This window comes from Aeromonas sp. s4 (assembly GCF_040907855.1).
Taxonomy (GTDB): domain Bacteria; phylum Pseudomonadota; class Gammaproteobacteria; order Enterobacterales; family Aeromonadaceae; genus Aeromonas; species Aeromonas caviae.
This window is the reverse complement of sequence record NZ_JBFOCP010000026.1, coordinates 142,556-155,034: the sequence shown is the minus strand read 5'-3', so window position 1 is coordinate 155,034 and position 12,479 is coordinate 142,556. Positions and strand designations below refer to the sequence as shown.

Below are 12,479 nucleotides of genomic sequence, written 5' to 3'. Positions count from 1 at the left end.
ATTGCGAGACGCGAGGCGCGTTTCTTACAACTGCGGGCCCGCCGCGACCAGGCGTTTGCCTTCGTCGTTGTCGGTGAAGCGCTCGAAGTTCTTGATGAAGCGCCCGGCCAGATCGGCCGCCTTGGCATCCCACTCGGCCTGGTCGGCGTAAGTGTCTCGCGGATCCAGGATGGCGGGGTTGACGCCCGGCAGCTCGGTCGGCACTTCCAGATTGAACACCGGCAGTACCTTGGTCGGCGCCTTCTCGATGGAACCATCCAGGATGGCGTCGATGATGCCACGGGTATCCTTGATGGAGATCCGCTTGCCGGTGCCGTTCCAGCCGGTGTTGACCAGATAGGCTTCAGCCCCTGCCGCTTCCATCCGTTTCACCAGCTCCTGGCCGTACTTGGTCGGGTGCAGGCTGAGGAAAGCCGCGCCGAAGCAGGAGGAGAAGGTCGGGGTCGGCTCTGTGATGCCGCGCTCGGTACCGGCCAGCTTGGCGGTGAAGCCGGACAGGAAGTGGTACTTGGTCTGCTCCTTGGTCAGCTTGGCGACCGGGGGCAGCACACCGAAGGCGTCTGCGGTCAGGAAGATCACCTTGGTGGCGTGACCCGCCTTGGAGACCGGCTTGACGATGTTGTCGATGTGATAGATGGGGTAGGAGACCCGGGTATTCTCGGTGCGGGAACCGTCGTCGAAGTCGATGGTGCCATCGGCGGCCACGGTCACGTTCTCCAGCAGCGCATCGCGGCGGATGGCGTGGTAGATGTCCGGCTCGGCCTCTTCGGAGAGCTTGATGGTCTTGGCGTAGCAGCCCCCTTCGAAGTTGAACACGCCGTGATCATCCCAGCCGTGCTCGTCATCGCCGATCAGCTGACGCTTGGGATCGGTGGAGAGGGTGGTCTTGCCGGTGCCGGAGAGGCCGAAGAAGATGGCCACGTCCCCATCCTTGCCCACGTTGGCGGAGCAGTGCATGGAGGCGATGCCGCGCAGGGGCAGGAAGTAGTTCATCATGGAGAACATGCCCTTCTTCATCTCGCCACCGTACCAGGTGCCGCCGATGAGTTGCATCTTCTCGGTCATGTTGAAGGCGACGAAGTTCTCGGAGTTGAGACCTTGCTCCTTCCAGTTCGGGTTGGTGCACTTGGCACCGTTCATCACCACGAAGTCCGGTTTGAAGGTCTTCAGCTCCTCTTCGCTCGGGCGGATGAACATGTTCTTCACGAAGTGCGCCTGCCAGGCCACCTCGGTGATGATGCGCACCGCCAGGCGGGTGTCCGGGTTGGCGCCGCAGAAGCCGTCCACCACGAACAGACGCTTGCCGGAGAGCTGTTTGGTGACCAGCCCTTTCAGATGTGACCACACTTCCGGGGTAATCGCCTTGTTATCGTTTTTACCCTGGTCAGACCACCACACAGTATCCTGGGTAGTGGCATCTTTGACGATATATTTATCTTTAGGGGAGCGGCCGGTGAAGATGCCGGTGTTGACGTTGACGGCGCCAAGCTCGGTGACGACGCCACGTTCGAAGCCCTCAAGGTCTGAGCGGGTCTCTTCAGCGAAAAGCTGCTCATAGGAGGGGTTGCGAACGATTTCCTGGCTGTTTTTGATACCGTATTGGTCCAGCTTCAGTTGTTGGGCCAGGGTGGGTTCTACCACGATTGTCATTGTATTCTCCTGGGTTCAGAGGTGTGTAGGGTTCTATCTGACGTTCATGCTACCACCTAGGTGGTAGTTTTTAGCGATCGCCATCAAACTTTATAAAATAGGGTATTTTTTTGTTATTTAAGTTAAAGGCGGGTTTTGCCCGCCTTTGATTAGTGTAACTGGTTTGCATCATTACCGGGAGCCCTGCTGAACAGGGTTTCGATGTCTATCCCGTCGAATTCGTAGTGGGCGCCGCAGTAATCGCAGTGCATGTCGATCTTGCCGAGCTCCTGCACCATGGATACCGCTTCCTCCTTGTCTATCTGCAGCAAGGCCCCTTCGCAACGGGCGCGGGAGCAGGTGCAGCGGAACTCGATGGCCTGGGGATCGAACACCCGTACCTTGTCCTGGTGGTAGAGGCGGTAGAGGATCTCTTCCGCGTCCAGACCGAACAGCTCTTCGTCCTTGATGGTGGTGGTGAGCTGGACCAGGTGGTCGAAATCTTCGCTGTGATCCTCGCTCTGGGCCGGCAGCTCCTGCAGCAGGATGCCCGCCGCACGGGGCTCGCCCTCGTGGTGGCCGGTGCGGATCCAGAGGCGGGTGGCCAGTTGTTCGGACTGGGCGAAGTAGTGCTCCAGGCAGGCCGCCAGGGTGTCGGCCTCCAGGGCGATGATGCCCTGATAGCGCTCTCCCTGATCCGGAGTGATGGTGATGACCAGATGGCCGTTGCCGATCAGGCTTTGCAGCTTGCCGTCCGTCGGCAGTTCCCCTTCATAGCGTGCCACGCCGCGCAATTGCTGGTTGTTGTCGCCGTTGATGACGGCCAGACGCACCGGACCGTCCCCCTGCAGCTGCACCGTGATGGAGCCTTCGAACTTGAGGGTGGCGGTCAGCAGGCTGGTGGCAACCAGCAGCTCGCCCAGCAGGTGCTGCACCTGTACCGGGTAGTTCTGGGCGTCGATGATGTGGCGGTAGGTACGATCCAGCTGGACCAGCTCCCCACGCACTTCGTACTCTTCGAACAGATAGCGATACAGGAGGTCTTGGTTACTCATCATGGTTTCCTAGGATGTTCTTGGGGAAAAATAAACACATTGTTAAACAGGTGGTTAGGAACTAATTCCTCCACCTGTCGTCATAAAGGGGCCACAGACGCGGATTAGGATTGCTTGACCCGGATAAGCTGGCGTCGCTCCTGCTTGTCGGGTCGGCGCTCCGGGCTTGGGGCAAACTGGCTGTTGAAGCGGCGGGCTTCGCTGTTTTCGGCCCGTTTCTTCAGGCTGGCCTCTGTCTCTTCATAGAGTTGCTGGGCCAGCGGGGCGGATTTGCGCTGCTCGCTCACCTCGAGCACCCGCACCTCCCGCTCGTCCTGGCCTTGCCAGAATCGAACCAGGGCGCCGACCTCGACCGCCTTGCCCGGCTTGGTGCGCTGGCCGTTGTAGTGCACCTTGCCGCCGTCGATCTGATCCCGCGCCAGACTGCGGGTCTTGTAAAAGCGGGCGGCCCACAGCCACTTGTCGAGACGGACCTGAGTGCTGCTTTGTGCTGGATTCGACATGGATCGGCTCCGGGATGGCTGAAAAGGTGCCTGATTATACCAGAGGCGGGCCCCGGGATAGAAACAGGGGGCATCCGGGTGTGACGGAAACTGAATTTTCACCCCTTGGTCCCATCCGGTCGGTTGTCTCTGGGTCCATTGCCGTACACAATAGCCAACCGACTTGGATGCCAGACAATTTTGAGAAAGATGACGCTACCGTTCAGGGATGATTTGTTGACTTCCCTTCTGGCTCGCTGCAAGGCCATGCCACTTTCCCGTTTCAGCCAGCCCCTGTTCTGGCTTCTGCTGCTGTTGCTGGCCCAGCAGTGTGCCGTGCTCACCTGGCGCCTGTACGAACTGGCCCAGCCCGCTCCCCTGACCCCCTGGCAACCCTCGGTCACCTCGGTGCAGGGGAGTGGCGGCGATCGCCTCGATCTTGGCAACCTCAGCCGCCTCTCTCTCTTTGGCAAGGCGCTGCAACCCCAGGCGGACAAGGCGGCAGAGACGGTGGCGGCGGATGCCCCGAAAACCCAGCTCAATGCCCAGCTCAACGGGGTGCTGGCAAGCTCGGATCCCGCCAAGTCCATCGCCATCATCGCCCACAACGGGACACAGAACTCTTACGGCATCGGGGACTACATCGACGGTACCCAGGCCAGGATACGCCAGGTGTTTGCCGATCGGGTCATCATCGCCCGGGACGGCCGTGACGAGACCCTGATGCTGGACGGGGAAGAGTATGGCAAGCCCCTGCCCAAACCGGCCCGCCAGGAGGGGCTCTCCTCCGTGCGCAGCGAACTGCTGGGCAACCCGGGCAAGATCACCGATTACCTCAATATTTCTCCGGTCCGGGTGGACGGTCGCATGACCGGCTATCGCCTCAACCCGGGTCGCAATCCGGAACTGTTCAATCAACTCGGACTGGTCGCCAACGATCTGGCGGTCAGCATCAACGGCCTGGATCTGCGTGACAACGCCCAGGCCATGCAGGCGATGCAGCAGGTGGCGGGCGCCACGGAAATGACCGTCACCGTCGAGCGGCAAGGACAGCTCTACGACGTCTATGTCGGCTTGTCAGAATAATGAATTGGAGTAGCACCAAGAATGACAAATAAAGGGAAGGGCTGGCGTCTGGCCACCATGGCGGCAGCCTTGATGATGGCCGGTTCTGCCTGGGCCACCGAGTATTCCGCCAGTTTCAAGAACGCCGACATCGAGGAGTTCATCAACACGGTCGGCAAGAACCTGAACAAAACCATCATCATAGAGCCATCGGTACGCGGCAAGATCAACGTGCGCAGCTATGACCTGCTCAACGAGGATCAGTACTACCAGTTCTTCCTGAGCGTGCTCGACGTTTACGGCTTTGCCGTGGTGCCCATGAACAACGGCGTGCTCAAGGTAGTGCGCTCCAAGGATGCCAAGACCTCGGCCATCCCCGTGGTGGATGACACCAACCCCGGCGTGGGTGACGAGATGGTGACCCGGGTCGTGCCGGTGCGCAATGTCTCGGTCCGTGAACTGGCCCCCCTGCTGCGTCAGCTCAACGACAACGCCGGCGGCGGCAACGTGGTCCACTACGAGCCCTCCAACGTGCTGCTCATCACTGGCCGCGCCGCCGTCGTCAACCGCCTGGTGGAGGTGGTTCGCCGGGTGGACAAGGCGGGGGATCAGGACATGGACGTCATCAAGCTCAAGTTCGCCTCCGCCGGCGAGATGGTGCGGCTGGTGACCAACCTCAACAAGGATGGCAGCAATCAGGGGGCCAACGCCTCGCTGCTGCTTTCCCCCAAGGTGGTGGCCGACGAGCGCACCAACTCCGTGGTCATCAGCGGCGAGCCCAAGGCCCGTGCCCGCATCATCCAGATGGTGCGCCAGCTCGACCGGGATCTGCAGAGCCAGGGCAACACCCGGGTCTTCTACCTGAAATATGGCAAGGCCAAGGATCTGGTGGACGTCCTCAAGGGGGTCAGCTCCAGCATCGCCGCCGACAAGAAGGGCGGGGCGGCTGCCACGGCCACGGGCGGCGCCAGCATCGGCGGCGGCCAGCTCGCCATCTCCGCCGACGAGACCACCAATGCCCTGGTGATCACCGCCCAGCCGGACGTGATGGCCGAGCTGGAGCAGGTCATCGCCAAGCTCGACATTCGTCGTGCCCAGGTGCTGGTGGAGGCCATCATCGTCGAGATATCGGATGGTGACGGCATGAACCTCGGGGTGCAGTGGGCCAACACCAATGGCGGCGGCACCCAGTTCACCGACACCGGTCTGCCCATCGGCTCCCTGGCCATCGCCGCCAAGGATTACAAAGACAACGGCAACACCGACGGCCTGTCATCCCTGGCGGGCAGCTTCAGCGGCATGGCGGCAGGCTTCTATCACGGGGACTGGGCGGCGCTGGTGACGGCGCTCTCCACCAACAGCAAGAACGACATCCTCTCCACCCCGAGCATCGTCACCATGGACAACAAGGAGGCCTCCTTCAACGTCGGTCAGGAAGTGCCGGTGCAGAGCGGCTCCCAGAGCTCCACCACCAGCGATCAGGTGTTCAACACCATAGAGCGCAAGACGGTGGGGACCAAGCTGGTGGTGACGCCCCAGATCAACGAAGGAGATTCCGTGCTGCTCAACATCGAGCAGGAGGTCTCCAGCGTGGCACAGAAGCAGGCGACCGGGACCGCCAACCTGGGCCCCACCTTCGATACCCGCACCGTGAAGAACGCCGTGCTGGTCAAGAGCGGCGAGACAGTGGTGCTGGGCGGCCTGATGGACGAACAGACCCAGGAGCAGATCTCCAAGGTGCCCCTGCTCGGGGACATTCCGGTGCTGGGCTACCTGTTCCGTTCCTCCAAGACCTCCACCGCCAAGCGCAACCTGATGGTCTTCATCCGCCCGACCATATTGCGTGACGCCAATGTCTACTCCGGGGTCTCCAGCAACAAGTACACCCTGTTCAGGGCCGAACAGCTGAGCCGGGCTGCGGAAGAGGGCTATGCCACCTCGCCGGCTCGCCAGGTGCTGCCCGCCTATGGCCAGGACGTGATGATGTCCCCCGAGGTGCAGCAGCAGATCCAGAGAATGCAGGCCCAGCAGCAGGCGACCGCCACCGGCGTGCGCGCCCAGGTGCAGGAGCAGCCCTTCGTGCAGAGCAAGCCCTGATGGCCGCCTACCAGCTCGATGGCAGCGAGCTGCCGGCTCCCCTGCCGGAACTGCCGTTCGCGTTTGCCCGCAACTTCGGGGCCATCCTGACCGAGCGCCAGGGTGCCCCGGTGCTGCTCTGTCGTCAGGGGATCTCCCCCCAGACCCTGCTGGAGGTGCGACGGGTGGCGGGCTGTGCCTTCGCGGTGGAGCAGCTTGGCAACGACGAGTTCGAGACGCTCCTGATGGCCCACTATCAGCGTGACTCCTCCGAGGCGCGTCAGCTGATGGAGGATCTCGGCAACGAGATGGACTTCTTTGCCCTGGCCGAAGAGCTGCCCCAGAGCGAGGATCTGCTGGATGCCGACGACGACGCCCCCATCATTCGCCTCATCAATGCCATGTTGAGCGAGGCGATAAAAGAAGAGGCGTCCGACATCCACATCGAGACCTTCGAGCGGGCCCTGGTGATCCGTTTTCGCATCGATGGGGTGCTGCGGGAGATCCTGCGCCCCCATCGCAAGCTCGCCTCCCTGCTGGTGTCGCGCATCAAGGTGATGTCGCGCATGGACATCGCCGAGAAGCGGGTGCCGCAAGATGGCCGCATCTCACTGCGCATCGGCGGCCGGGCGGTGGACGTGCGGGTCTCCACCATGCCGTCCAGCTACGGTGAACGGGTGGTATTGCGACTGCTCGACAAGAACAACGTGCGCCTCGAGCTCAAGCAGCTCGGCATGACGCTGGCCAACCGCAACATCATCAGCGAACTCATTCGCAAGCCTCACGGCATCATCCTGGTGACGGGCCCGACCGGTTCGGGCAAGTCCACCACCCTCTATGCGGCCCTCTCGGAGATCAACTCCCGGGATCGCAACATCCTGACCGTCGAAGACCCCATCGAATATGACCTCGAAGGGGTGGGCCAGACCCAGGTCAACAGCAAGGTGGACATGACCTTCGCCCGGGGTCTGCGCGCCATTCTGCGCCAGGATCCGGACGTGGTGATGGTGGGGGAAATCCGTGACCTCGAGACCGCCCAGATCGCGGTGCAGGCATCCCTCACCGGTCACCTGGTGATGTCGACCCTGCACACCAACACCGCCATCGGCGCCATCACCCGGATGCGGGACATGGGGATCGAGCCCTTCCTGCTCTCCTCGTCGCTCCTGGCGGTACTGGCCCAGCGGCTGGTGCGCACCCTCTGCCCGGATTGCCGCGCACCGCACCCTGCCACCGAGCAGGAGCGTGTTGCCATGGGCATCGAGCTTGCGCCGGATCAGCAGATCTGGCGTCCGGTGGGCTGCGAGCAGTGCAACCACACCGGCTATCGCGGCCGGACCGGCATCCACGAGCTGGTGGTGGTGGACGAGGCGGTGCGCGAGGCGATCCACAGCGCCAGCGGCGAGCTCGCCATCGAGCGTCTGATCCGGGGTCATACCCCCAGCATCCGCCGCGACGGCATCGACAAGGTGCTCAAGGGGCAGACCAGCCTCGAAGAGGTGCTGCGCGTGACCCGGGAAGACTGAGATGGCTGCATTTGAATACAAGGCCCTCGACGGAAAGGGGCGCAACAAGAGCGGCGTGCTGGAAGGGGATTCCGCCCGCCAGGTGCGCCAGCTGCTGCGCGAGCAGGGGCTGACCCCCCTCGAGGTGAACGAGACCACCGAGAAGGCCAAGCGGGAGGCGAACCGCTTCGTGCTGTTTCGCCGCGGCGCCTCCACCTCGGAGCTTGCCCTCATCACCCGCCAGCTGGCGACCCTGGTGGGGGCCGGTCTCACCATCGAGGAGGCCCTCAAGGCGGTCGCAGAACAGTGCGAGAAGGCCCACCTGCGCAGCCTGGTGGCGACGGTGCGCAGCAAGGTGGTGGAGGGGTATTCCCTGGCCGATTCGCTGGGGGCCTTCCCCCATGTGTTCGACCAGCTGTTCCGCTCCATGGTGGCGGCCGGCGAGAAGTCCGGTCACCTGGAGAAGGTGCTCAACCGTCTCGCCGATTACACCGAGCAGCGCCAGCACATGCGCACCAAGCTGCTGCAGGCGATGATCTATCCCATCGTCCTCACCCTGGTGGCGGTGGGGGTCATCTCCATACTGCTCACCGCCGTGGTGCCCAAGGTGGTGGCCCAGTTCGAACACATGGGCCAGCAACTGCCGGGCACCACCCGTTTCCTCATCGGCACCAGCGAGCTGTTGCAGCACTACGGCCTCTGGTTCCTGCTGCTCCTTGGCATTGGCGGCCTGATCTGGCGCTGGTGGCTGACCGACGACAAGCGTCGTCGTCGCTGGCACCAGGTGATACTGCGCCTGCCGGTGATCGGTCGGGTCAGCCGCGGTCTCAACACCGCCCGCTTTGCCCGCACCCTGAGCATCCTCAACGCCAGCGCGGTCCCCCTGCTGGAGGGAATGAAGATCGCTGGCGAAGTGCTCTCCAACGACTATGCCCGCATGCGCATCGGTGAGGCCACCGAGCGGGTGCGGGAGGGGACCAGCCTGCGCAAGTCGCTGGATGAAACCAGAATTTTTCCGCCCATGATGCTGCACATGATCGCCTCGGGCGAGCAGAGCGGCGAGCTCGACAGCATGCTGGAGCGGGCGGCGGACAACCAGGACAGGGAGTTCGAAACCCAGGTGAACATCGCCCTCGGGGTGTTCGAGCCCATGCTGGTGGTCTCCATGGCCGGGGTGGTGCTGTTTATCGTGATGTCGATCCTGCAGCCGATCCTCGAGCTCAACAACATGGTGAATTTGTGAGGTTCGGACGTTCGAATACGCTTCGCTATTCGAACCTACCAATCCAATCAACTCCGCAGGTTCGATTAGCCGACAGGCGTCATCGAACGATCGTGGTTTAACAGTTAATCGTTGATGGCTCATGCCATCTCATTTCGTTAGGGAGTCAGTCATGCAAAAGCGTCGTCAATCGGGTTTTACCCTGCTGGAAGTGATGGTGGTCATCGTGATCCTGGGGATCCTGGCCAGCCTGGTGGTGCCCAACCTGATGGGCAACAAGGAGAAGGCGGATCAGCAAAAAGCGGTCTCCGACATAGTGGCGCTGGAAAACGCCCTCGACATGTACAAGCTGGACAACAACCGCTACCCGACCACCGAGCAGGGGCTGGACGCCCTGGTCAACAAGCCGACCGCATCCCCTGAGCCGCGCAGCTACCGTGAAGGGGGCTACATCAAGCGCCTGCCGCAGGATCCCTGGGGCAACCAGTACCAGCTGCTGAGCCCGGGCCAGTTCGGCAAGATCGACATCTTCTCCATGGGGATGGACGGCGAAGCCGGGACCGATGACGACATCGGCAACTGGAACCTGAAGGACTTCCAATAAGTGATTCCGCCGCGTCGTGCTCACTGCGCTACCCCGGGGCTGCCTGAATGAAGGTGACCTCTTGGGCCCGTCACCAGGCCGGTTTTACCCTGCTGGAAGTGTTGCTGGTGGCCATGTTGATGGGACTGGTGGCGACCGCCGTCACCCTCAGCATGGGGGGCGCCAGGGGGGATCGGGAGCTCGACAAGCAGGCGCGCCGCTTCATGGCGACCCTGCAGCAGGCCCAGGAGTATTCGGTCATGGATGGCAGGCTGCTGGGGCTGCGGGTCGAGGAGAACGGCTGGCAGTTTATGTCCCGGGATCCCAAGGATCGCAAGTGGCGCGCCCTGACCGGTGACAAGCTGCTGGGGCCGGTGACGTTGCCGGAGGGGATGACCCTGGCGGTGGAGCTGGAAGGTTTCAACTGGCGCACTGCGTCGGACGAACGCCAGGAGCAGGGTCGGGACGAGCGTGAGCGGACACCCCAGATCCTGGTCTTTCCGGGGGGAGAGCTCTCTCCCTTCGTGCTGACCCTGAGCCAGCAGGACGAGGATCTGCATTACCTGCGCACCGTCAGAGGGGACGAGTTCGGTCGTCTCTCCCTGTTGCAGGATGAAGAGGAAGAAGAGTGAAGAGCGCCAGGCCCGCAGGGAGCGCTCTAGCGCGTCGCACCGCCCTGTCGGGCGGCCCCGCCCGGGTGCGCGGCATGACGCTGCTGGAGGTCATGGTGGCCCTGGCGGTGTTTGCCATCGCCGGGCTGGCGGTGATGAAGACCGCGAGCGAACACCTGGCCGGCCTCAATTATCTGGAGCAGAAGACCCTGGCGACCTGGGTGGTGGAGAATCAGCTGGTGCAGCAGAAGCTCGAAGGCAAGTGGCCGGGAGACAGCTGGGTGGAAGGGGACGAGGAGATGGCCGGGCAGACCTGGTACTGGCGCTATCGCGGCGTCGCCACGGCGGACAGCAACTTCAGGGCGCTGGACATGGAAGTGCGCACCGCGCCCAAGGCCGACAGCCCGGTGGCCATGATCCGGACCTATCTCAGCCGATGAACATTCATCAACGTGCGTCCATGATCCGGAGCCGGTGTCAGCCGATGATCCAGAGCAACACCCACCCATTGCACCACCGCGGCTTTACCCTGCTTGAGATGCTGGTGGCCATCGCCATCTTCGCCACCCTGAGCCTGGGGGCCTATCAGGTGCTGCAAGGGGTGCTGACCAGCGACGAGGTGGCCAAGCGCAAGGAGGCCCGTCTCTCGGAACTGCAGCTCGCCTTCAGCCTGCTGGAGCGGGACGTCACCCAGATGGTGCCGCGCAGCGGTCGCATCGACGGCGAGAACAACAAGGTGCTGCTGGCGGCGTCCCGCTTCGGCCAGCAGAGCGATGATTGGGGCATGGCCTTCATTCGCGGCGGCTGGCTCAATCCGGACGGCATACTGCCGCGCTCCGGCCTGCAACGGGTGGGTTGGCGTCTCAAGGGGCAGACCCTGGAGCGGTTGAGCTACCTCTATCCGGATCCGGCCATTGGCACCGAGCCGCGCATTCAGCCCGTGCTGACTGGCGTGACGGCGCTGCGCCTCTATTTCTACGACAAGGGACAGTGGAAGGAGGAGTGGACCCAGCGCGACCTGCTGCCCTACGGGCTGGCGGTGGAGCTGGAGCTTGAAGACTACGGCACCATCCGTCGCCAGTTCCTGATCGGTGCTGGTGGCCAGAGGGCAGAGAATGGTAACTGATCGTCGTTTTCCCCTGTCCGTCACGGAGGATGACGGCACTATTCGACGTCGCCAGTTCCTGATCGGTGCTGGTGGCCAGCGAGTGGACAATGGCAATTAAGCGCGACCGGGGCCGATCCCGCACTACACTGGGCCGCCAGGGGGGCATGGCCCTGCTGGTGGTGCTGCTCATCCTCGCGGTGATGGTGATCGTCGCCAGCAACATGAGCGGCCGCCTGCAACTGGAGCTGCGTCGCACCGCCAACCTCACCCTGGGCAAGCAGGCCTGGTGGTATGCCATGTCGGCGGAGGCCCTGGTGATCAAGGTGCTGAACCAGGACTTCAAGGACGACCCGGATCGGGTGAGTCTGGGACAGAACTGGGCGCGGGAGGACGGGGTCTTCCCGGTGGAGGATGGCACTCTCTCGGGCCGGGTGCGGGATCTGCAATCCTGCTTCAACCTCAACAGCCTGAGCGTGCCCCTCAAGGAGGGGGAGAACGGCGACGATCTTGACGCCCAGCCTTACCAGTTCAAGGTGTTCCGGGCCCTGCTCGCCCAGCTCGAGGTGGATGATTACGAAGCGGTGCAGCTGACGGACGCCATCCGTGACTGGACCGACAAGGATACCCAGCTGGTCTCGAGCAACGGGGCCGAGGATGCCTACTACGAGGGACTCAATCCCCCCTACCTGGTGGCTAACCAGCGGATGCTGGGCACCGACGAACTGCGGGCGGTGCGCGGGGTGAGCGCCAGCCTGTACGCCCGGTTGGCCCCCTATGTGTGCTCCCTGCCCAATGACAAGCTGGTGGTGAACATCAATACCATCCGGCCGGAGCAGGCGGCCCTGCTGGTGGGGCTCTACCAGGGGAAGATCGGGCTGGACGATGCCAAGCGGGTGCTGACCAGCCGCCCCAAGAAGGGGTGGAAGAACAAGCAGGAGATGACGGAGCAGTTGCAGGTTCAGCCGGGTGCCATCACCGGGCTGGATGGCGCCCTGGACATCAAGAGCAGCTTCTTCGAGGCCCGCCTGCTGGCGGAGGTGGGGGAGACCCGCGCCAGGCTTGAGACCGTCTTCCAGCGTGGCAAGGACAACAAGCTGGTGATGTTGCGTCGCCTGAGCGGCGGCGCCGAATAACAAGGGGGCG

General features: G+C 63.0%; 12 protein-coding genes and 1 pseudogene. 10 read left to right on the top strand and 3 right to left on the bottom strand.

Annotation, left to right across the window (positions count from 1 at the left end; genetic code table 11):
- Nucleotides 1-24: 24 nt before the first annotated feature.
- From pckA to hslR, 3 genes are all read right to left on the bottom strand, one after another.
- Nucleotides 25-1,650, bottom strand: coding sequence for a phosphoenolpyruvate carboxykinase (ATP) (gene pckA / locus AB5Y89_RS07715; protein WP_010675730.1), 1,626 nt, complete (start codon nucleotides 1,648-1,650; stop codon nucleotides 25-27).
- A 149-nt stretch (nucleotides 1,651-1,799) separates the two neighbouring features.
- Complete coding sequence (hslO, locus tag AB5Y89_RS07710; protein ID WP_010675729.1) at nucleotides 1,800-2,684, bottom strand: Hsp33 family molecular chaperone HslO; 885 nt, start codon at nucleotides 2,682-2,684, stop codon at nucleotides 1,800-1,802.
- Nucleotides 2,685-2,788: 104 nt separating this feature from the next.
- Nucleotides 2,789-3,187, bottom strand: coding sequence for a ribosome-associated heat shock protein Hsp15 (gene hslR / locus AB5Y89_RS07705; protein ID WP_010675728.1), 399 nt, complete (start codon nucleotides 3,185-3,187; stop codon nucleotides 2,789-2,791).
- Nucleotides 3,188-3,400: 213 nt separating this feature from the next.
- Between hslR and exeC the strand changes: the two genes are divergently transcribed.
- The 10 genes and pseudogenes from exeC (at nucleotide 3,401) to exeK (ending at nucleotide 12,469) form a co-directional block, all read left to right on the top strand.
- Nucleotides 3,401-4,252, top strand: coding sequence for a GspC family type II secretion system variant ExeC (gene exeC / locus AB5Y89_RS07700; protein WP_272865916.1), 852 nt, complete (start codon nucleotides 3,401-3,403; stop codon nucleotides 4,250-4,252).
- 21 nt (nucleotides 4,253-4,273) lie between these two features.
- On the top strand, nucleotides 4,274-6,328 hold the full coding sequence (gene exeD, locus AB5Y89_RS07695; RefSeq protein WP_010675726.1) for a GspD family T2SS secretin variant ExeD: 2,055 nt from the start codon (nucleotides 4,274-4,276) through the stop codon (nucleotides 6,326-6,328).
- Nucleotides 6,328-7,833, top strand: a complete 1,506-nt coding sequence (exeE, locus tag AB5Y89_RS07690) for a GspE family T2SS ATPase variant ExeE (RefSeq protein ID WP_201888138.1) — start codon at nucleotides 6,328-6,330, stop codon at nucleotides 7,831-7,833. The genes exeD and exeE overlap by 1 nt, the downstream gene beginning before the upstream one ends.
- Nucleotide 7,834: 1 nt before the next feature.
- Nucleotides 7,835-9,055 (top strand): GspF family T2SS innner membrane protein variant ExeF, encoded by a 1,221-nt coding sequence (gene exeF / locus AB5Y89_RS07685; RefSeq protein WP_045522076.1) that lies wholly within the window; start codon nucleotides 7,835-7,837, stop codon nucleotides 9,053-9,055.
- Between the two features lie 151 nt (nucleotides 9,056-9,206).
- The gene (exeG, locus tag AB5Y89_RS07680) at nucleotides 9,207-9,638 is read left to right on the top strand and encodes a GspG family T2SS major pseudopilin variant ExeG (RefSeq protein ID WP_010675723.1); all 432 of its coding nucleotides are present in this window, start codon (nucleotides 9,207-9,209) and stop codon (nucleotides 9,636-9,638) included.
- A 47-nt stretch (nucleotides 9,639-9,685) separates the two neighbouring features.
- Entirely contained in the window at nucleotides 9,686-10,249 is a 564-nt protein-coding gene (exeH, locus tag AB5Y89_RS07675; protein ID WP_368223366.1) for a GspH family T2SS minor pseudopilin variant ExeH, read from the top strand.
- A 65-nt stretch (nucleotides 10,250-10,314) separates the two neighbouring features.
- The gene (gene exeI / locus AB5Y89_RS07670) at nucleotides 10,315-10,668 is read left to right on the top strand and encodes a GspI family T2SS minor pseudopilin variant ExeI (protein WP_257713654.1); all 354 of its coding nucleotides are present in this window, start codon (nucleotides 10,315-10,317) and stop codon (nucleotides 10,666-10,668) included.
- 44 nt (nucleotides 10,669-10,712) lie between these two features.
- Nucleotides 10,713-11,354, top strand: a complete 642-nt coding sequence (gene exeJ / locus AB5Y89_RS07665) for a GspJ family T2SS minor pseudopilin variant ExeJ (RefSeq protein ID WP_368223364.1) — start codon at nucleotides 10,713-10,715, stop codon at nucleotides 11,352-11,354.
- A gap of 25 nt (nucleotides 11,355-11,379) precedes the next feature.
- Nucleotides 11,380-11,454, top strand: a pseudogene (locus tag AB5Y89_RS07660) (type II secretion system protein GspJ); the annotation flags it as partial.
- Nucleotides 11,444-12,469 (top strand): GspK family T2SS minor pseudopilin variant ExeK, encoded by a 1,026-nt coding sequence (gene exeK, locus AB5Y89_RS07655; RefSeq protein ID WP_319887971.1) that lies wholly within the window; start codon nucleotides 11,444-11,446, stop codon nucleotides 12,467-12,469. The pseudogene AB5Y89_RS07660 and the gene exeK, both read left to right, overlap by 11 nt.
- Nucleotides 12,470-12,479 lie beyond the last annotated feature (10 nt).

Excerpts from the sequence above, each read along its gene's own strand:
- pckA (WP_010675730.1), bottom strand. The coding sequence starts at position 1,650 with ATGACAATCGTGGTAGAACCCACCCTGGCCCAACAACTGAAGCTGGAC.
- hslO (WP_010675729.1), bottom strand. The coding sequence starts at position 2,684 with ATGAGTAACCAAGACCTCCTGTATCGCTATCTGTTCGAAGAGTACGAA.
- hslR (WP_010675728.1), bottom strand. The coding sequence starts at position 3,187 with ATGTCGAATCCAGCACAAAGCAGCACTCAGGTCCGTCTCGACAAGTGG.
- exeD (WP_010675726.1), top strand. The coding sequence starts at position 4,274 with ATGACAAATAAAGGGAAGGGCTGGCGTCTGGCCACCATGGCGGCAGCC.
- exeE (WP_201888138.1), top strand. The coding sequence starts at position 6,328 with ATGGCCGCCTACCAGCTCGATGGCAGCGAGCTGCCGGCTCCCCTGCCG.
- exeF (WP_045522076.1), top strand. The coding sequence starts at position 7,835 with ATGGCTGCATTTGAATACAAGGCCCTCGACGGAAAGGGGCGCAACAAG.
- exeG (WP_010675723.1), top strand. The coding sequence starts at position 9,207 with ATGCAAAAGCGTCGTCAATCGGGTTTTACCCTGCTGGAAGTGATGGTG.
- exeH (WP_368223366.1), top strand. The coding sequence starts at position 9,686 with ATGAAGGTGACCTCTTGGGCCCGTCACCAGGCCGGTTTTACCCTGCTG.
- exeJ (WP_368223364.1), top strand. The coding sequence starts at position 10,713 with ATGATCCAGAGCAACACCCACCCATTGCACCACCGCGGCTTTACCCTG.
- exeK (WP_319887971.1), top strand. The coding sequence starts at position 11,444 with ATGGCAATTAAGCGCGACCGGGGCCGATCCCGCACTACACTGGGCCGC.